Source organism: Streptomyces sp. NBC_00299 (assembly GCF_036173045.1).
In the GTDB taxonomy this organism is placed as follows: Bacteria; Actinomycetota; Actinomycetes; order Streptomycetales; family Streptomycetaceae; genus Streptomyces; species Streptomyces machairae.
This window is the reverse complement of the sequence record NZ_CP108040.1, coordinates 1-20,265: the sequence shown is the minus strand read 5'-3', so window position 1 is coordinate 20,265 and position 20,265 is coordinate 1. Positions and strand designations below refer to the sequence as shown.

Sequence of the window (20,265 nt, the reverse complement as noted above, 5' to 3'; positions counted from 1 at the left end):
TGCCCCGGGCACCCCTTGATTTCCCCTTGATCAAGTTGATCGAAGAAACGAGTTCGTTCATGAATGGCAGAGCGCGCTCCTGGCGCGTAGCCGCCCTGGGTCGCAGAGTCGCCCTGGGAACATCGGCGGTCATGGTCGCCACGCTCCTTCAGGCGACGGCGTTCGCGCCGGCCGCCGAGGCGGCGGGCAAGGGACGCCCCGAGGTGTCCGAACCGGACAAGCCGGTCGCGGGCACGTCAGGTACAAAGAGCAAGCCGCGCAAGGTCCAAAAGGGCCCGCGCACCCCACAAAAGGCGCCGAAGGCCGACTGGCCCGAGGCGGGCTCGGCGGTCGTGACGCTGAAGGAGCCGGCCGCCCAGGACAGTGCGGCAGTTGCCGCCAAGGGCCTCCCGGTTACGCTGAACACCCCCGCAAAGAAGCTAGAGTCGGCGACCGGCGGCACCATCGAGGCCAAAGTCGTGGGCCGTGCAGCCGCGGCGAAGGCCGGGGTCGAAGGGGTCCTGTTCACCCTGAGGGCCAAGGACAAGGCGTCCTCCGGCAAGATCGGCGCCACCCTGGACTACTCCAGCTTCGCCGAGGCGTTCGGCGGCGGCTACGCCTCCAGGCTGACCCTGGTCGAGCTTCCGGCCTGCGCGCTGACCACGCCGAAGAAAAAGGCGTGCCGCACCACCACCCCGGTAGCCACGGACAACGACACCGAGGCACAGACCCTCACCGCCCGCAGCGTGAAGGTGAGCAACCGCTCACTTACCCTGATGGCCGCGACCGCCGGGGACGCGGGCAAGACCGGTGACTACAAGGCGAGCCCCCTGTCGCCGTCGGCGACCTGGAGCACCAATCTCAACACCGGTGACTTCGCCTGGTCGTACGACATTCCGGTGCCCGAGGTTCCGGGTGGCTTGGCTCCGAGCCTGGGTCTGTCCTACTCATCCGGGTCGATCGACGGCCGTACCGGCAACACCAACAACCAGTCCTCGTGGGTCGGTGACGGCCTCGAACTGTCGCAGGGCTTCATCGAGCGCCGTTACAAGCCGTGCGCCGACGACGGGCAGACGGCCCCCGACGGCATCAGCAAGCCCGGCGACCTGTGCTGGGGCTACGACAACGCCTACATCACCTTCAACGGAAAGGGCGGCGAGCTCGTCCCCACCGGGACGACCGACGAGTTCAAACTCAAGAAGGACGACGGCACACTCGTCAAGCGGCTGCGCAACACGGCGCTGGCCAACGGCGACGACGACGGCGAGTACTGGCGGGTGACCACCCCGGACGGCGCGCGCTACTACTTCGGCTACAACCGCCCCTCCGGGTGGGCCGAAGGCAAGGACGAGACGAACTCGTCGTGGACCGTGCCCGTCTTCGGCGACGACGCCGGCGAACCGTGCAAGAAGACGACGTTCGCGGAATCCTGGTGCCAGCAGACCTGGCGGTGGAACCTGGATGCCGTCATCGACGCGCACGGCAACCGGATGACGTACTACTACGGCAAGGAGAGCAACTCCTACGGCCGTAACCTCAAGGCCGCGGACGACACCCCGTATGTGCGCGGCGGTTACCTGAAGCGGGTCGAGTACGGCTTGCGCGCCTTCTACGACCAGCCGCTGGCCAAGGTGGAGTTCACCAACTCCGAGCGGTGCATACCCGACGCCCACACCACCTGTTCCTCGATCTCCACCGACTCGGACTACTGGTACGACACCCCGTGGGACATGAACTGCGAGGCAGCCACCGACTGTGACAAGGGCCGGCTCTCACCGACCTTCTGGACCCGCAAGCGGCTGACCGGCATCACCAGCTACGTCTTCAACGGCACGACCCCCCACAAGGTCGACTCCTGGGCGCTGACCCACCGCTGGGGTCAGGCGGACGTCGACTACCAACTGCTGCTGGACTCCATCCAGCGCACCGGGCACACCGGCACCACGCCGATCACCCTGCCGAAGACGACGCTGACATACACACAGCTCGCGAACCGGCTCGACAAGACCGGCGACGGCTACGCCCCGTTCATCAAGGCGCGCCTGTCGACCATCGCCGACGAGCAGGGCGGCCAGCTCGACGTCAACTACTCGGCTGAGGCCTGCGACCAGGCCACGCTGCCGACGCCGGAGACCAACACCACCCGCTGCTACCCGCAGATGCTTGGCGGCACGGACACCGAGGCGCCGGAAAAGCACTGGTTCAACAAATACGTCGTCACCTCGGTGACCGCCACCGACCGCACCGGCGGCGCACCCGACGCGGTGACCACGTACGAGTACCTGGGCGGTGCCGCATGGCACTACGACGACGATGACGGTCTGACCAAGGAGAAGAACAAGACCTGGTCGCAGTGGCGCGGTTACGGTCACGTCCGGGCCAAGACCGGTGGCCAGGGCGGCGCCGCGTACCTGAAGACGCAAACGGACAGCTACTTCCTGCGCGGTATGCACGGTGACCGGCTGACCAAGGACGGCGGCACCAAGTCCGTCAGCGTCACCCTGGACACCGGTGAGGGCGCCGCGATCACCGACCACGAGGCGGCGACCGGATTCACCTACAAGACGGCCAAGTACTCCGGGCCCGGCGGCAAGGTGCTGGAGAAGACCGTCGAGCGGCCGTGGCACCACGAGACCGCGAAGAAGACGCGCTCGTGGGGCACGGTGACCGCGAACTTCACCGGCACAGACGAGTCGCGGACGTGGACATCGCTGGACGACGGGGCGGGCAGCCTGTGGCGCACCACCCTGAAGGACACGACATACGACACCGTCGCCGGCCGGGTCACTCAAATCGACGACCAGGGCGACACGTCCATCGCCACCGACGACGTCTGCACCCGCACCACATACGCCACCAACACCACCGCCAACATCCTCACCCTGCCCTCGCGGGTAGAGACGGTCTCGGTGAAGTGCGCGACCACACCGGACCGCACCAAGCACGTCGTCTCCGATGTGCGCAGCGCGTACGACGGCGGTGCCTACGACGCGGCGCCGACGAAGGGTGACGCGACCGCAACGGCCAAGCTGACCAAGCACAGCGGCACCGCCGGCACCTACCTGGAGTCCGGCGCCACGTTCGACGCCTACGGCCGCCCTCTTTCGACCAAGGACCTGACGGCGAACGTAACGGCCACCGAGACCACCGCGCCGGTGCGCACCGCGCGTACCGACGGTCTGACCAGCACCACCGCCTACACTCCCGCAACCGGCCTCCCGACGACAGTCACGACGACCACGCCGCCGGCCAAGGCAGGGGACTCGGCGACCGCGCAGACGACCACCACCACGATGGACGTGCCGCGCGGGCTGCCCACGGAGCAGAAGGACACCAACGGCAAGATCCAGACTTTCGCATACGACGCGCTCGGCCGCGCCGACAAGATCTGGCTGGCCGACCGCAAGACCGGGCAGACGCCGAACTTCGAGTTTGACTACTTCATCGACGAGGGGAAGCCAGTCGCGGTCCGCACCCTCACTCTGAACAACAGCGGCGGTCAGGTCGCCTCGTACACGCTGTACGACGGTCTGCTGCGTGCCCGCCAGACCCAGAACATCGGTCCTGACGGCGGCCGGCTGATCTCGGACAAGTTCTACGACGAACGCGGTCTGCTCTCCAAGGAGTTCGCCTCCTACTACACCACCGGCGCAGCCAACCGGGAACTGTTCAAGCCCGCGGACGCGCTGAGCGTGGAGACGCAGATCCGGCACACCTACGACGGACTGAACCGAGAGATCACCACCAAGACCGTCGCCGGCAACGGGGACGGCGGCGCCGACCTCGGCACCACCACCACCAGCTACAACGGCGACCGCACCACAGTGATCCCACCCGCAGGCGGCACCGCGACCACGTCGCTGACCGACGCCCGCGGCCGCGTCGTCGAGCTGCGCCAGCACCACACGCGCAGCGCGACTGCGACATACGACGCGACCAAGTACAAGCACACACCGTCCGGAAAGCTGTCACAGGTCACCGACCCGGCGGGCAACGACTGGTTCTACGAGTACGACCTGCTCGGCAACCGGACCAAGGTCGTAGACCCGGACCAGGGCGAGGGCATCAGCACCTACGACGACCGTAGCCGGCTCATCACCACCAAGGATTCCGAGAACCGGACCCTGTACCGCGTCTACGATCAGCTCGGCCGTCAGACCGAGCTGCGCGACACCAGCGCGACGGGCACGCTGCGCGCCTCCTGGACGTACGACACCATCATCGGCGCGAAGGGCCACCTGGCCTCCACGACACGGTACGTGAACGGCGCCCAGTACATCAGCAAGGTCACGATGTACGACCAGCTGTACCGGCAGATGCGTACCTCCATGACGATCCCGGCCAGCGAGGGTGCCCTCGCCGGCACCTACCAGACGGGCACCAGCTATGAGCCCTCCGGTCTGATCGGGGGCGTCTCCTACTCGGCAGCGGGCGCCCTGCCAGGCGGCTCGTACAGCTACAGCTACGACTCCGCCCTGCGTCCGGTGTCAGTCCTCGGGGACGGCTTCCGAGCCGACACCACATACTCCAACACCGGCAAGCCGCTGCAGTACGCATACGCCTCCACGGCGGCGGACGCGAAGAAGACCTGGGTCACCAACACCTACGAGAAGGGCACCCAGCGCCTGGCCACCTCCCGTGTGGACCGCCAGGACATCGCGGGTGTCGACCGGTACAACACCTTCGGCTACGACCAGACGGGCAACGTCCTGTCGGTCACGGACGTCTCGCGTGCCGGTACTGACACCCAGTGCTTTGTCTACGACCACCTGCGCCGCACGACCGAGGCCTGGACCGAGGGCGACACCGCCTGCTCGGCCACGCCCGCCCAGAGCGCAGTGGGCGGCGTCGCGCCGTACTGGCACTCGTACACCTACGACAAGACCGGCAACCGCAAGACCGAGACGCTGCACAGCGCGGGCGGCGACACCACTCGGTCCTACGTCCACCCGCCGGCAGGAGGCGACCAGCCGCACACCCTGACCGAGGTCAACGAGTCCGGCCCGTCCGGCACATCGAAGACCAGCTACCTCTACGACAAGGCCGGCAACACCACCGACCGCGTGATCCGCGGCACCACTCAGAAGCTGGTGTGGAACGCCGAGGGCCACGTCACCAAGGTCACCCAGCCCGTCGAGGGCAAGCCCGACGAGATCACCGAATACGTCTACGACACCCACGGCAACCGGCTGATCGCCCGCGGCCCGAACGAGACCACGCTGTACGTCGGGAACACCGAGGTCGTGCTGCCCAAGGGCGCCACCACGACCAAGGCGACCCGCTACATCGGCCTCGGCAGCGGCAGCCAGGCCGTCCAGTCCGACGACGGCTCCATCACCATTACCGTTGCCGACCACGTCGGCACCGGCCAGCTGGCGGTCAAGACCGCCGATCTGTCCCTGTCCCAGCGCCGCACGCTGCCCTTCGGCGGCAACCGCGGCACCGCGACCGGAACCTGGACCGGAACCAAGGGCTTCGTTGGCGGCACCGACGACACCAAGACCACCGGTCTGACCCATCTCGGGGCGCGCGAGTACGACGCGTCCATCGGACGCTTCATTTCCGTCGACCCGGTCATGGACCCCAACGATCCGCAGCAGATCAACGGGTACGCCTACGCCAACAACAGCCCGGCGACCTTCGCCGACGCCGACGGCCTGAAGTACCACGCCGTGTCCGGTCCGTGTGTCCCCGTGCCCACGGCCGGCTGCGTGTGGAAGGACGACGGCCCCGGCATCGCCGGTCAAAAAGACAAGCCCAGCAACAACGGCAACGGTTCCGGCGACTCCGGCAGTCCCGCCGCCGATTACCGCTGCGGCTGCTCCACAGCCGGCATCACCGGTTACGGCGGGAGCGTCGACAGGATCGTCGAGGGCAGGCTTGCGCAGACCGGCCCCGTCCCGACTCCGACCAGCTTCTGGGACATCGCCAAGGCCATCGTTCTGCCGGACCCTGAGGACTGGAAGGCGTGCGCGAAGGACCCTGGGCTCACCTCCCACTGCGGCTGGGCCGCGACGGACCTGCCCGTGGGCAAGATCTTCAAGCTTCTGAAGCTCCTCCCGGGCGGGAAGGCGAAAAAGGTTGACGACGCCGGGGACGCGGTCAGCGACTGCAAGTGCTTCCTCGCAGGCACCGACATCCTCATGGCCGACGGCACGACCAAGGACATCGAGGACGTCAAGCTCGGAGACAAGGTCCTCGCCACCGACCCGGAGACCGGCAAGAGCGGTGCACGCGAGGTCACCGCGACCATCGTCACCGACTCGGACAAGCACTTCACCGAGCTGACGATCGCCACGGACAACGGCAAGGAACACCTCACCGCCACCTACGAGCACCCCTTCTGGTCCGTCTCGGAACACGAATGGGTCGAGGCCGGCGACCTCGAGCCGGGCATGACCCTGCGCACCGACGAGGGCCACACGGTCGAGGTCACAGCCACCCGCCAGTACACGGACCACGTCCGCACATACAACCTCACCATCGAGAGCGTCCACACGTACTATGTGCTAGCGGGGGCTACGCCGGTCCTGGTGCACAATTCGAACTGCCCCATTCTGGACTTGGATTCTGCTTCTGACTCCGGTCGGAAGTTGGACCCCAAGGACAAGAGAGGCGAGTTTGAGATGGCTGGAAATGCACTCGCAAAACATGCGGGGCGCAAAACGAACACCGGGCAGTGGCCCATACCTTCCGGCAAGAAGAATCCGGCGGCTTGGAATGCGCTCGGTCGGGACGTATTGGACGACATCTTGACTCACCCCGGTTCTGTCACCACGCGGGACCGCGGCAGGATCAACGGGATCTGGCAGGACAGCATCGACGTCCGCCTCCCCAATGGGGGCATAGGTGCCCGGTTCTCGGTGGATGGCAACTTCTCCGGGTTCCTGGACTAACCCGAAGGGTGAGGAAGATGAGAAAAGTCTTCAACGGCAGAGAAATTGAAGTGATCGATTTTGACGATGTCACTTCAGGGGAGCATGTGATTGAGTTTCGAGATCCTGCCTGGCGTTCAAACGAAGCGGTCATTGCTATCGCAGTTCCGGACGGTGGATCATGGAACGATGCGGTTGTGAGTGTTAATCCTCACAGGGGTGACGTTCCGGTTTCGTTTGTGATCTGGGCAATCGGCGTTGCCGAGGAGAGAATGAACTGAAGGTCGCACAAAAGGCCCGTCCCGGAGATTCTCCGGAACGGGCCTTTTGTGCGTCTTGACGGCAAGCGCCGAGAAGAGTGGCGAACCCATCAGGAGGTTTCCGCTCCGGTGACGGACCAGGTCGGAGAAGACTTGGGTGAGGTCGCAGGCACGGGCGGTGTCCGGGAAAGCGAGCGGGACCTTGAGCAGCCCGTCGTTCCGCCGCCGTCCTCCCGGCAGGCCAGGCGTAGTGCCGTACATGGACCCGATCAACGAGGCGCACGTGAGTGGGCCGGGCCTGGTCGTCGACGTCGCGGCCGCCGACGATGAGACCGCGCTCGCCTTCCAGCAGCTGCTCGCCGAACGGTGGGCAACGGCGACAGCGGAACGCACGGCGCGGGATGCGGGGGGAGCCTGGCGTCCGGCTGCGCTGCTACCTGGACTTGCGCCAGCCGATCAGCCCGGCCGCGTCGGACGAAGCCCTGCCACTGGTCAGCGCAGCCGCATCACCGTGACGACGGCGTGCCGGGTTGTGCCCGCCACGACCTCCACCATCACGTCGCCGATGGCGGGCGTGTAGGAGGGAGTCGCCGGCCTTCGCGAACGCCCGCCCGGTCTCGGGGACCAGGCCCGGGCCGACGGCAGATGCGAGCGCCGTGGTAAGCCGCTGGGACAGCGCCACCCGTCCGTCGGGCAGCCGTACGGCAAGGGCCTTCGGATGGCGGGCCGTGCGGTGAAGCCGACCACGGTGGCGTCGACTGTGTCCGCGTGCCTCACCTTCGCCCAGACCCGGCCCGTCTTGTAGGCCGACCTGAGCGGCTTGGCCACGATCCCCTCAACGCCGGTGCCTTCGAGCGTCTCGTACCAGAGCAGGGCCTCGTCCAGGTCCGTGGTCGACCACACCGGCACGATCGGCGGCCCAACGTCGGCGAGGAGGTCCAGGAGGACCTGGCGGCGCTCCACGTACGGGCGCGGCCGCAGGTCAGCGAAGCCCGCCGCAGGATGGGCCAGGAGGTTGAACGCCACGTACGTCGCCGGGTGTTGGTCGGCGAGCTCTCTCGCGTGGCGGGGGCGGGACAGCGCGCGGGACTGCGCCGCGGCGAAGCTGATGTGCACGGTGCCGTCGTCGGAGGCGAGGTACACCACGGCCTCGCCGTCCAGGATCACGCCGGGCGGCAGGCGCATCGCGGCCACGGCCAGGTCCATCCAGAGTGTGATTGGGCGTTGGGGTGGCAGTGGTGGGCGTCAGTGGGTTGGTGATGTGGGTGTCCTGGTAGGGGGTGTGGGGTGGGGTTGTGGTCGCTGTCATGGGGTGACTAAGCGGCTGTTGTGGTGTGGCTAGCAGGTTGGTTGCTGGCTGTCATGGGTTTCGTTGTTCCTGTGTGAGGGGTTGGCGGGGTTGGGTGGGCTGGGCCGTGTGACGGTTCAGGGGGTTTCGGCGGGTGAGCTCCGGGCGGGGTCGGCTGGGGTTGTGTCGGCGGGGGGTGTGCCGTTGGCGCGGGGTGTGGTGGTGCGGCGGCTTCTTGCGGTGGATGGGGAGGGGACGCTGTCGCGGTTGCATGTGCGGATTGCGGCGGAGCTGGCGGGGGTGTCGGAGCGGACGGTGTGGCGGTGGCTGGCCGATGGGCGTCGGGGGCATGTCGAGGCGCGGCCGCGGCAGGATGGGTTTTCGCTGAGTGACGCTTTGTGGGAGGTCCTCGCTCAGGCGGGCGGGAATGTCGCGGAGTTGCGGCGCAGGATGCTCCGGGCCCAGGAAGAGGGGGCGTTGGAGGGGTGGGGTGCGCGGTGTGTGCCCTCGCTGCCGACGCTGCACCGGGTGATCAAGCGGGATCTGGGGGCGGGCCGGGTTCTTGAAGTTGCTCGTTCGGCAGGGGCTCGGGTGGGGCTGGAGCCGAGCCGGTATGAGCGGGCGCTGGCGGATTTGGGGCTCGTGGACGGGGCGGGTGGTCCGCTTGTTGTCGATGGGCCGTCCGCCGATGTGCCGGTGCCGGAGGATGCTGCGGATGCGGGGGTGCGGGGCGGCGGTGTGCGGTTGTATGTGCCGGGGGCCCGGCTGGTGTCGACGCGGCAGGTGGCCGCTGTGGCGGAGGCTGTGGGGCATACGGTCGCGGCCCGCGGGATGTGCTGTGTGTACGGGGATACGGGCCTGGGGAAGACGGTCGCTGTCGAGCAGGCGTTGCATCTTCTGCCCGGCCGGGTGCCGGTGTGGCGGGTGGTGGCCGGCGTGGCGCCCGGTCTGCCGCAGTTGCGGGCCTCGCTGTGTGAAGGGCTCGGGCTGCCGTCGGGGGCGCTGCCGCACCGGGCCGGGCCGGCCAGCCAGGCTCTGACGCGGGCACTGGCTGAGCCGGGTGTGCTGTTTCTCGATGACGCCCAGCGGCTGACGCCGCCATTGCTGGATTATCTGCGGCAGTTGTGGGACGCGCCGGGCTGTGCGGCGGCGCTGGTGCTGTGTGGGGCTGGAAGCGAGCGTGCCCTGGCGCGTGCTTCGGCGCTGCGCTCGCGCGTGCTGACCTGGCACAAGGTCGGCCGGCTTGAGCCGTCTCAAGTACCGCAGACGCTGACCCTGTTCCATCCCGTGTGGGCGCAGGCGAGCCCGGAGGACCTTGCGCGGGCGGATGAGCAGATGGCGCGCGGCAATTTCCGCACGTGGGCGAAGATCACGTCGCATGTCTACGCAGCCCGCGAGCGTGGCCCCGCAAGGCGTGTGGACCGGGAGTTGATCGAGCAGGCCTGCGCGCGTCTTGGCCCCTACCCGTGACGGTCCGCGTTGCTCGGAGGGCTCGTGTGCGGGGGGCCTTCACCTGTTTTGACGGAGTGAGCGAAGACGGGCTTCACGGAAAGCGGATGAGAACGAAGGGGCATGGCGTGGACGGGCAGCGGTTGGCGCCGCCGGAGGATCCGGCCGGTGTTTTGGGGGAGGAGTCGCTGACGGCGTTGCGGGCGCCGGCGGTGCGTCGTCTGCTGGCGCTGCGCGCCGAGCGGCGGCTGTCGCGGGAGCATGTGCGCCTGGCCGGGGAGTGCCTGGGGGTGTCGGAGCGGACGGTGTGGCGGTGGTTGGCTGAGGCCTCCCGGTCGCCCCGGGCCGCGATCCGCCCCGGGGAACGCAGCGGTGACCGGTTCGAGGTCACCAGGGAGATCCGGGTGCTGCTGGCGTACTGGCACGGCAACGCTTCAGCGGTCCACCGCCAGTTGGTGGCCCGGGCCCGGACCGGCGGCCGTGAAGAGCAGCCGACGGCGGCGTCTGACTCCGCGGCTTCTCCCGCGGGCGCCCCGCCGGCTGCGGTGCCGTTGCTGGACCCGGTGCCGTCGTTGTCGACGTTCCTGCGCGCGGTGCGTCGTGATCTCACCGCGGGGGAGCGGGCCGGTCTTGCGACGGGACCGGATGCGGCCCGCGCGCATGACGTCTTCGGCAAGCGTCCGGCTTCTTGGCGCAATCATGTGTGGGAGGCCGATCATGTCCAGGCACCGCTGCTGGTCGATGCCGACGGTGACCTGGTGCGCCCGTGGGTGACCTGGTTCATCGACACCGCTACCAAAGTCATCACCGGCACCGCGGTCACCCCTGGCGTTCCTTCCCGTGCCTCCGTGCTGGCCGCGCTGCGCGCCGCTGTGCTGCGTGAGGAGCCCTACGGCCCCGCGGGAGGGACACCGGAGCAGGTGCGGGTGGACCGGGGCAAGGACTTCCTGTCGACCACCGTCACCACCGCGTTCGGCACGATGGGCGTGACGGTGAAGGATCTTCCCGCTTACAGCCCCTATCTCAAGGGCACGGTGGAAAACCTCAACAGAGCGGTTGACCGGATGCTGTTCGCGGCCCTGCCCGGCTACAGCCTCACCCTCACCAAGCCCCGCTCCGGCCGGCGTAAAGGCGCGGGCCGCAGGCCGGAGACTTCCGGTGCCATGTCGTTTCAGGACTTCACCGCGCAGGTGCTGGCCTGGACCCACTGGTGGAACACCGAGCACCGTCCCAAGGCGCTGTCTGGCCGTACGCCGCTTGAGGCATGGCAGGCTGATCCGACTCCCGTCACGGACGTCCCTGCCGCCGACTTGTGGACGTTCACCCTGGAGGACGACGGCCGTCCGCGGAAGCTGACCAGCCACGGTGTGCGGTGGCGCGGGCGCGCCTACATCGCCCCCTGGATGACCGGACAGGCCGGCCGTACCGTCACGGTGCGCTACATGCCACACCACGATCACGAGATCGACATCTGTGGCGCGAGCGGCGGTTATCTCGGGCCCGCGCACCTCGCGGACGCGGCCACCCCCGAACAACTCGATGCCCTGCGCACAGCCCGTGCGGAGCGTGCCCGACGTCTGCGTGCCGAGGTGAAGGCCGCCGAGACGCTGCGCCGACAGCGCTTCGCCCCGGCCACCACGGCCGGGCCGGCCCAACGGCTGGGAGCTCTCACCTCCGCTCAAGCCGGGCACGAACTGGCCGCCATCGAGCACACCGACGCCTCGAAGCTGGCGCTGCCGGACCTCATCCCGCCCGCCGCGCCACCGGCCGACTGGCGCACCCCGCCCTCCCTCGCCACCCGGACCGCGCCCGGCCGGCCTGCTCCCCTCCCCGCCGAACCGGCCGCCGACGGCCCGCCTGGCCCAACCGCACAGACCGCTGAAGACGGAGACGCCACGTGACCGCGGCCACCTACCAGTACGTCGACCTGCCCGATGCGTCCGTGGTCACCACCCGCGCCCTGCTCACCGCCCGGGAGAACATCACCGATACCGCCGCTGCCCGCGCCATGATGTGCATCCACGGCGGCGCCGGCTTCGGCAAGACCCTCGCCGTCAACACCTGCCTGCGCGCACTCGAACCCAGCGAGGACGTCCGCAAGATCACCTTCCGTGCCCGGCCCACCGCCCGCGCGGTGCGCTACGAACTGTTCACCGCGCTCGACCTGGCCGGTGAACCGCCGCGCCACCCCAGCGAATTCGACCGTCTGCTGAAAACCGCTCTGGCTGAACGCCCTCGCACCTTCCTGGTGGACGAGGCCCAGTGGCTCAACGGGGAGGCGTTCGAATACTTCCGCTATCTGTGGGACGAACCCTCAACCCAGCTCGCGATTATTTTCGTCGGCGGGGAGGGATGCCACACCGTGCTGCGCCGCGAACCGATGCTCTCCTCCCGCATCTTCATCTGGCAGCACTTCACCCGCCTCACCCCCAGCGAAGTCCTCGAGGCCATCCCCCTGTTCCACCCGGTCTGGGCCGACGCCGACCCCGACGACATCACTTTCGCCGACAGCCACGCCGCACACGGCAACTTCCGCGCCTGGGCCCAGCTGACCGCCCACACCCGCACCGCCCTGGCCCGCACCGGCCGCCCCCGCGTGGACCAGGAGCTGCTGCGCTGGGCCTTCAGCCGCCTTGCCTGACGACCACGCGAGGGTTTCCGCAGACGTGTCCGCAGGCCCTCGGTCTGGGTCTGGCGCCGGGTCCGTGAACAGTGGGGGCGGTCCCGATGGGACCGCCCCCACTGCCTTTTCCTTGCAAAAGGTGCTCTCAAGAAGGCCTTGGCCGGTTGGTTCGGCCCCGCCGCGCAATGGCCGCTGGTCTCGGCGTTTTGGTGCCCTGCTGGCTTTGTTCTGCCTGCCTCGTGGTCTGTTGTCGGCAGCGACTGGTTGTGCCGCATGCCCGGACGCAGCCGCCGCGGCGCGGCGGCTCGGCGAGAGTCGGCTGCGGGGCAGAGGGGTCTGCGAGGGGATGCGGGAGAGCGTGCCGGTATCGGGTGAAGGTATCCGAAAGTCGTGGAAGAACTGAGCCCGTGCAGCGGGCCGGTGGCCGGCCGGGAAGCGGATGGCGGGGAAAGGAAATGGTTCGCAGAGAAGGCGAGAGGCCGGTTGGGGGTGGTTGCCGGCCCAAGGGCAACAGTCGGGCGCGAAGCGGCTGTTGAGCGCATGTGGCTGTCTCTGACGCGTGTAGTCGCTTTCAATGCTGATGTGGGGGCGTTGCGGGGTGACGGCGGAGGGCACACCGGCGTCGTCACGTGACGGCAGCGGGGTCTGGTGGCGGGGTAGCAGAGGACGCCAGCTGGGGGCGCTGCCGGCATCGGCGGTGGCCGGCGGGCGCGCGAGAGAGCAGCTGCTGAGGAGTGCGGGCGAGGCGTCTTCTGGAGCCCTTGGCGGGTGCAGGCTGACGTGAGGCCCTGAGCGGTTTCTGGGCTGTGTGAGGGCGTGCGGGGCGCGGGGCTGGGCCGGCGTCGGAAACAGGCCCGGTGGGTCCTGTTTTCCGGTGCTGAGTAGCCGGCCAGGCAGGAAGTGGCGGGCAGGGGGGGGGCGGCGTCTGAGCGTCTGGCGCTGCACGCGAGGGAGTTCGCCGGGCAAGCGGAAGCCTGCAGAGGCTTTCCTGCGGAAGAAGGCTCCGGAACAAGCTTGCTGAGGCCCTCAGTGGCCGCAAGGAGCTCTGCAACCGGCCTGTTGGCCTGAGAGTGCTCACAGGGGTGGGCGGCGCGCCAGGTCCTGCGGCAGGAGGCGTGACTGGTGCCTTGGCCCAGGTGCGTCCTGAGGGCTGGGTGCGGGCGGACGCCGGGGCGCGGCCTGTGGGGGCATTGCGGCCGGCGTGCGTGGGCGGGGTTGGCGCGCGGGGAGTCTGCTCCGCAAGGCAGGTGATGCGGCCCGTGTGGCGCAGCGGGTGCGTGCCCGGTTGTTCCTCACGGGCCTTGCCGGGGCTTGGCAGCGTGGCGCTGTGGTGCCCGGCGGGTGGCTGTCCGCGGTGGGGGCAGCCGGGGGTGGTTCAGCAGAGTGTCCGTCGGCGGCGGGACGCGGCCTTCACGGACCGGTGCGCTACGGCCGGCTGGGCCGCCTGCGGGGGCCGCTCCCTGGGTGGAGCTGCTCGGGCCATCGGCGTCGTCCTCGTCCTGGCCCGGACCAGCCGGGGGAGGGCAAGGGGCGCCGGGCGGCGCCTGTGCGGGCCAGCCGGGTGCCCGGTGAGGGGTGCGCGATGGGCAGAAGGACGCTGTGAGCGGTGGTGGCTGCCAGTACGACCACTGTCATCAGGGCGGTTGGTGTCTCCATGCCGCTGTCCTCCTTCGCCTGTCGTGTCTCGCCGGCCCGGCGCTGCGCGGGGCGGATTGCTGCTGCTGAACGGTCTTCTCAAGTCGGAGCGGCACACAGCGGGGCTGCGCACCGCGGCCGTGGCCAGGGCAATGGCCAGGTGGACGGGCGCCTGTCCGGGTCGAGTAAGGCGCCTCAGGGCGAACCTCCGGGAGCGGGCGCTCCTGGCAGTTCGTGGTCTCAAGGCTGAACTTGTCAGTGATTACTTGCAAGGTGAGACCTCAATTTTGGACAAACCCGAACGCCGTGAAAAAACGAATTCCGGAAAACGCCCTGACCTGCCGAATCTCTCATTTTCCGCGGCTCTTTTTTCATGGAAAAACCAGAAAATAAATCTCTGCTGGTGGGGGAAATGAATCCGGTCTCAATTCCTCGCCCGGACGAGTGTGACGCCTTCACGGGGAGGCAGGCAGGTGTTGACGGGATTAGGGCGCGAGAGATTCGGCGGACCGGCTTTACGCGTAGCCTACTTCCCGCATTTCGATCCACTCGAACTGGACTTTACCCCGCTTCCAGAAGCGGTAGATTAAGTGGATTTTACAGCTCCACTTACGCTCTGGCCTGCACATACTTCCGACCTCCGGTCAACCCGGATCCCCGGATCCGGGTTTTGAACGGACGTCAGGAAAAAAGCATGGGCCACGAATCCAGTGAAGATCCACATTGCTGGTGATGATCACTCGCAGCATTATTACGGACTGCTGGAAGAGGAACTTGTCGTCCTGTATACGGCCGTGCGATTCTTTTTATGCGTCGGAGGGCAACCCGGCGTGCAGCAAGAAAACGGACGGGGTTCGTCCGGGTCACCAGAGAGTAAGGCGCCTAAGGGAGGCACCGAAAATGATCACCAACTGGAGCGGGCTCCGCCCCTTTCCCCTGCCGGGGGATGCGTTATAGACGCTCCCGCGCACACCGGTTTCGGTTTCACCGGTAACCGCATCCCCGGCATCCTCACCAAGATCGGCATCGCGGTCGGCTCCTTCGCCCTGGCCGGCGCCTCCGCGCTCGGCCTGATCCACGCCGGCGTCGACTCGACCACGGCCACGGCCGTCATCGTCGCGGCGGGCAAGACCAGCGCCGCGGCCACCGTCGCCGCCTACGCGATCGCCGACCGCCGCGCCCGTCGCCGGCGCCGGCGTGAGGCCCAGCACCCGGCCTTCACGCCGGACGAGCGCGTCCCCCTTCCACCCAGGCCCCGGCCGGCGACCAGCCCGCAGGGGCGAACTGAGACGTGCGGCAGGCAGGCGCACCCCGCGGTGCGCCTGCCTCCCGCACTCCCGGTTCAAGGGAGGAACGACCATGGCACGTCCCAGGCGCGACCACACCAAGATCACCGGCAAGTTCGCCCGGCTCGCCAAAGAACTCGCCGCCCTGCGCCCCGAAGACCTCACCCTCAAGGAGATCAGCAAGATCACCGGGCTGTCGACGGCGACCCTGTCCCGGGCCACCGACCCCAACCGCTGCCCGTCCTGGCAGACCATGGTGGAGTACCTCACCGCCTTCGGCGAGGACCCCAACGAGTGGCGCCCCATGTGGGAGATGTACGCCAACGAGCGACAGCGCCAGGCCGCCGGCGTCCCCGTCGACCGCACCCAGCGCGCCGCATACCAGCGCCAGCGACCCACCCACGTCGTGAACCAGGCCGAATACGCCATCGCGCTGGGCGACTTGCGCCTGTGGCGGGGCAACCCCCCGTACAAGACGATGGTCTCCCGCGCACGCGAGGCCCACGTCCCCATCTCCCAGAGCACGATCTCGGAGGCCCTCAGCGGCAAGATCCTGCCCACCGAGGACGCGGTCAAGGGCATCCTCGCCGGCCTCCTCATGGACTCCAGCGACCCCGAGTACCACGAGTGGCTCGAGGCCCGCCGCGTCCTGGACGCCGGCCGCAGGCGCGAGAAGATCACCGCCAAGTCCCTGCAGCACTCCGCCACCCGGCGCGTCATCCGGCCGCGCCCCATGCGCACCGTCGTACGGCGAGAGGACTGATCCCCACCTCACTCGGACGCCGGAGGGCTCCCGCCGTATCCAGCGGCGGGAGCCCTCCGGCGTTCCCCAGCCCAAGGCCTTCCACGGCGCGGCAGACGACCGTCAGAACGAGTCGCGCAGAAAGAGCCACTTGGGGACAGGGCATCGGCTCTGACCCGTATCGCGAGAGCGGTCTTCGCCCCGAGATGAAACAGCAGGACCCCGGGCATCTGCGGCCTGGGGTCCCTGCGTGCTGTGGGAATCCGTCCGGTTCAACGGCCCGACGGCCGGACTGCGTTACGCCCACTGCATGCCCAGTTCCCGTAGTGCGGCGAGCTGGTCTGCGCTGAGCTTGTGGCGGCGGGTTTTGGTGTTGGTGACCCATACGCCGAGCTTGACGGTCACCGGTTCTGTCTCGCCGTCGAGTGTGATCTGCTCGCTGTGGCTTCTTGGTACTGGCCGGTGGGTGCCTTCTCGTTCGACCCACTGCGTGAGGGCTGTCAGGCCGCGTTGGAAGGCCTGTTGCGCTTTGCTCGGGCCCTTCGCCGTGCGACCGGCCGCGGCCGCTGGGGCTGGAGCCTCGAGGGGTGTGATGCCCAACGCAGACAGCTGCTCCTGCTGTTCCGCGGACAGCTGCGTCCAGATGGCCGGATTCTTCTGCCGTTGGAGCCACTTGCCGATGTCGTCGCCGTCCATGAGTACGCCGGGGGCGATGTCGGGCAGGTGGCCGTCGGCGTCGACGAGGTCGGCGAGTACGCGGTAGTGGCGCTGCCAGTCGAGCGGCCAGGGGCAGTCCCAGTCCGGGTCGATCTCGGTGAGCTGCGCCGCGCGCACGGCGGCTCGTTCCGGGTCCTTGCCCAGGCCGTTCTTCGCGCCTTTGCGGCGGAGGTTGGCCATGTGCTGCCCGACGGGTACCAGGCCGTCGGCTTCGCTCTCGCCCCACACCGCGTCCTGACGCGGCGCGAGGTGCCCGGTGGCCCGCCGGAACGACCGCAGCGCGGCGAGCTTGGCCTCCCATGCCTCTTCGCCCGGCTCCCAGACCATCCCGGCCTCCGACGCGTCGAGCAGTTCCTTGCGCCGGTCCTCCAGTTCCCCGGCCCGCAGCGCCTTGCGCTGTTGGTGCACCCAACGCCCGAGGGGGAAGTCCTTGGTGACGCCGACCTGGGTCTCGGTGTCGTAGGGGACGGCGTGGAGGCCGGTGATGTGGTGCTTCTTCCGCCAGCGGAGGAGGGCCTGGTAGCCCTCCAGCCACACCAGCGACTCGGGCCGGTAGACCCGGGTGCGCAGGAACGCGGCGATGGTCGCCGCGTCCCTCGGCGACGAGAAGTGCAGCAGGGCTGCTTCGGCAGCGGCGTTGGTGTCGTCCTGCTCCTGGTCCTCGCCGTCGCTTTCGCTGCCGGCCCCGACGATCTGCCCGTCTTCGTCGCGCTGGAGGTGGGCCTTGCGCTTGCCGTGGGTGAGGGCGCGGGAGGCGAGTTGCTCGACGAGGCGTTCATCGTGTGAGCGCAGGCCCTGGAGTACGGCTACGAGGGGCCGGAAGCTGGCGCTGGCGACCATGTCGGTGGGGTCCTCGCCAGGCTCCAGGAAGACCGGCACGACGATGCGCGCGATCTTGGTGGTGCCGTCTTTGTTGAGGCGGAGTGCGCGGCCGATGTTCTGGACGATTTCTACCTGGGAGCTGCGGGTGTCGGCGAAGCAGACGGCTTCCACGCCGCGCTCGCCGGTGATGTCTACGCCTTCCCCGAGCACGCGGACGCTGGCGAGGAAGGCGCGGTGGACCCGGCGTCCGGTGGCGTCGATGCCGTTGGCGAACTGGCGGAGTACCTCGCGGCGTTCGGCTACGAGGTGGTCGCCGCACAGCCACGCCGACCACACCCGGTCCGGCGGGACGTGGCGGCCGGTCTCCAGCTCGTAGAACTCCGCGTCGATCGACGACGAGGGCAGCTTGTCGGCGGCGGCCAGGTCGTCGCCTGTGGCGTCGTTGACGTAGAGCTCGGCAGCGGTCTCCGGCAACTTCTCCGCGAACGCCGCGGCCTCTTCCACCTTCTGGTGGAACGTCATCACCGTGCGGAGGTTGTGCGCGGCGGCGTGCTCCAGGAGCGCGGTCTGCAACAGGGCCAGGCGCCGGCCGCGCCGCGCCTCCTCGGACTCTCCGAGGACGGGGGAGGGGTCGCGGATCTCCAGGACGTCGATCTCGAATCCGGCGAGGATTTCGCGCTCGATCGCCTCTGAGAGTCCGAGCTCTGCGAGCCACGCGCCGTAGGTGCCGTCCGGGTCGTCGGCCATGGTCGCGATCTCCGCCTCCTGGCCGCCGGTGCCCTTCTGCGGCCGGGGCGCGGCGAGGATGCGCGGGGTGGCGGTGAGGTAGAGCCGGAAGTCGGCGGGGATGCGGGCGTTGTCGTGGATCGCTGCCCAGGGCCGCCCGAGATCGCCGGCGGTTCCGTGGGCCTCATCCACGATCGCGAGGTCGAGGCCGTCCATCTGCTGCCCGTACAGCCGCTCCCCGCCTGCCAGAGCGGCCTCCAGCGGCCCGCGGACCTTCCGTTGGCCCACAGGTGCGTCGATGTCCTCGCGGTCCACCAGGGAGGCGTACGTGGCGAACACGACCACGGGCCCGGACCCTGCCCACAGGGCGAGCTGGATCGGGTTCGTAGTGGTGCGCACCCCCAACTCGTTCAGCACGGGGTCGTTCTCCAGCGAGCACACCGCGACCATCGGGGCCCGGTGGCCCACCAGGCGCCACGCCTGGGCGGTCTGCGCGAGTAGGTCCAGGGTCGGCACGGTCACGAGGATCCGACCGCCCGGGAAGCACTCCAGCGCGCACGCGGCAGCCGTGATCGTCTTGCCTGAACCGGTCGCTGACACGATTGTGCCGCGCGCCCCCTCCGGGGGCACAGATGATCTTGCAGAGAATTTCACCCATTTCCGGAACGCTGACTTCTGGTCGACCTGGTGTTCCTTGAGCTGAATAGCTGACATTTCCGAGCCTCCCCGATGCTGAATTCTAGTGGCTTTCAGACGGCCGCGTGCGGGGTGCAGGCCGCACGCGGCGTCACTCAAAATCGACCTGCCCGCGAGATGCCATCCGACGGGTGCCCCGTCCGACTTTCCGCGCTTGAACCCCGGCGGGTCGTCCGGGGCGTGGTGCCCGGCCTCGCGCGTGCAGAAGATGACGTCCCCGCTGGACATCTCCACCGTCCGCGCCGGCCCAGACCGCCGACCTCGCCCAGCGCCTCCAGCACCCGGCGCCACGCGGTGGTGTCCGGGTGCGTGCCCGGCAGCACGGTCCCTCAGCGAACCTCTCCAGCCGTACCAGGTCCGCCCGTTCACGCTGCCGCACGCTCGCGATGTGTATGGCCAACTCAGCAGCCCCGGCCGACCTGCCGCCGCGCCGCACCCCGTCCCGATCCGCGATGCCCACCAGATCTTCGCTCACCGCCGCAACGCCTTCGTCCCACTCGTCCGCGAACAGCGCACCCCGAGAGGCCGGCGCCATCCCGTCCAGCTCGACAACCTCGCTCTGCGCCCTGGAGACCGCCCCCGGCTTCCAGCGCGGCCACCAGGTCGTCAGCCACGCTCTGGGCCAGGAGAAGGCCGAACAGCCTCAACCGGGTCTTCACGCCCGCTGTCTGGTACTCCGTCACCCGGCGTACAGAATCGCTGATCAGCGCGGGATCTGGTCCGGTAGATTCAGGACAACCGGCCATCATGGCCCTTCCTATCGGAATTGATGGAGGGATTCCGAGTGGCCGTGAGGGAGACCTATATTTCTGCCAACGGTACATGCTGTTTCAATCTGATGCACTCACTACACTCCAACCCGCACGATCGGCCCTCTCCCTCGTAGCCAGCCTGGCCCGCGCGAGCGGGCCCCAACGGTTCTGGAGGCGCAGCCGGAAGGACCGTCAGGCGAGGAGCGCAGCGGACTCGCCCCGTCAGGATGGAGCGAAGCGGAGGCCTGACAGCGGGACGAAGTCCCGCAGCTCCGGGAGCGCAGCGGACGGAGCGTCAATCCGATTGCGCAGCAATCGGATTGAGCGGAACGCGCAGCGTTCCGCCAGCGCTCCCGCGGGCGGAGCGCAACCACCGCGCGCAGCGCGGTGGTTCGCTTGCACATCGCGCAGCGAT

General features: G+C 68.7%; 9 protein-coding genes and 1 pseudogene. 8 read left to right on the top strand and 2 right to left on the bottom strand.

The genetic code is table 11. From position 1 onward, the window contains the following. Positions 1-131 precede the first annotated feature (131 nt). The 4 genes and pseudogenes from OHT51_RS42320 to OHT51_RS43455 all read left to right on the top strand — a co-directional run bounded on the left by OHT51_RS42320 (position 132) and on the right by OHT51_RS43455 (position 7,629). A complete protein-coding gene (locus OHT51_RS42320) occupies positions 132-6,875 on the top strand; it encodes a polymorphic toxin-type HINT domain-containing protein (RefSeq protein ID WP_328884635.1) in 6,744 nt (2,247 codons plus the stop codon). A gap of 17 nt (positions 6,876-6,892) precedes the next feature. Next, entirely contained in the window at positions 6,893-7,135 is a 243-nt protein-coding gene (locus OHT51_RS42315) for a hypothetical protein (RefSeq protein ID WP_328884634.1), read from the top strand. 238 nt (positions 7,136-7,373) lie between these two features. Beyond that, a pseudogene (locus OHT51_RS43460) lies at positions 7,374-7,463 on the top strand (DUF6207 family protein); the annotation flags it as partial. Next, the gene (locus OHT51_RS43455; protein WP_443052768.1) at positions 7,441-7,629 is read left to right on the top strand and encodes a DUF6207 family protein; all 189 of its coding nucleotides are present in this window, start codon (positions 7,441-7,443) and stop codon (positions 7,627-7,629) included. The pseudogene OHT51_RS43460 and the gene OHT51_RS43455, both read left to right, overlap by 23 nt. Here OHT51_RS43455 and OHT51_RS42305 read toward each other — a convergent pair. Beyond that, positions 7,607-8,320, bottom strand: a complete 714-nt coding sequence (locus OHT51_RS42305; protein ID WP_328884632.1) for an ATP-dependent DNA ligase — start codon at positions 8,318-8,320, stop codon at positions 7,607-7,609. The two genes, OHT51_RS43455 and OHT51_RS42305, sit on opposite strands and share 23 nt — an antisense overlap. A 286-nt stretch (positions 8,321-8,606) precedes the next feature. Between OHT51_RS42305 and OHT51_RS42300 the strand changes: the two genes are divergently transcribed. From OHT51_RS42300 to OHT51_RS42285, 4 genes are all read left to right on the top strand, one after another. Next, a complete protein-coding gene (locus OHT51_RS42300) occupies positions 8,607-9,872 on the top strand; it encodes an ATP-binding protein (protein WP_328876791.1) in 1,266 nt (421 codons plus the stop codon). 191 nt (positions 9,873-10,063) lie between these two features. After that, positions 10,064-11,752, top strand: a complete 1,689-nt coding sequence (locus OHT51_RS42295; RefSeq protein WP_443052681.1) for a Mu transposase C-terminal domain-containing protein — start codon at positions 10,064-10,066, stop codon at positions 11,750-11,752. Continuing rightward, the gene (locus tag OHT51_RS42290) at positions 11,749-12,492 is read left to right on the top strand and encodes an ATP-binding protein (RefSeq protein ID WP_328876789.1); all 744 of its coding nucleotides are present in this window, start codon (positions 11,749-11,751) and stop codon (positions 12,490-12,492) included. Before OHT51_RS42295 ends, OHT51_RS42290 begins: the two co-directional genes overlap by 4 nt. A gap of 2,976 nt (positions 12,493-15,468) precedes the next feature. Then, positions 15,469-16,158 carry a hypothetical protein gene (locus OHT51_RS42285; RefSeq protein ID WP_328876788.1) on the top strand — a complete coding sequence of 230 codons (690 nt, stop codon included), beginning with the start codon at positions 15,469-15,471 and terminating at the stop codon, positions 16,156-16,158. A 276-nt stretch (positions 16,159-16,434) separates the two neighbouring features. Here the strand turns inward: OHT51_RS42285 and OHT51_RS42280 are convergent, their stop codons facing one another. Continuing rightward, positions 16,435-19,116, bottom strand: a complete 2,682-nt coding sequence (locus tag OHT51_RS42280) for a DEAD/DEAH box helicase (RefSeq protein WP_328884191.1) — start codon at positions 19,114-19,116, stop codon at positions 16,435-16,437. Between the last annotated feature and the right edge of the window lie 1,149 nt (positions 19,117-20,265).

Coding starts and splice junctions, on each gene's coding strand:
- OHT51_RS42315 (WP_328884634.1), top strand. CDS start 6,893: ATGAGAAAAGTCTTCAACGGCAGAGAAATTGAAGTGATCGATTTTGAC.
- OHT51_RS42285 (WP_328876788.1), top strand. CDS start 15,469: ATGGCACGTCCCAGGCGCGACCACACCAAGATCACCGGCAAGTTCGCC.
- OHT51_RS42280 (WP_328884191.1), bottom strand. CDS start 19,116: ATGTCAGCTATTCAGCTCAAGGAACACCAGGTCGACCAGAAGTCAGCG.
- OHT51_RS42305 (WP_328884632.1), bottom strand. CDS start 8,320: ATGGACCTGGCCGTGGCCGCGATGCGCCTGCCGCCCGGCGTGATCCTG.
- OHT51_RS42320 (WP_328884635.1), top strand. CDS start 132: ATGGTCGCCACGCTCCTTCAGGCGACGGCGTTCGCGCCGGCCGCCGAG.
- OHT51_RS43455 (WP_443052768.1), top strand. CDS start 7,441: ATGAGACCGCGCTCGCCTTCCAGCAGCTGCTCGCCGAACGGTGGGCAA.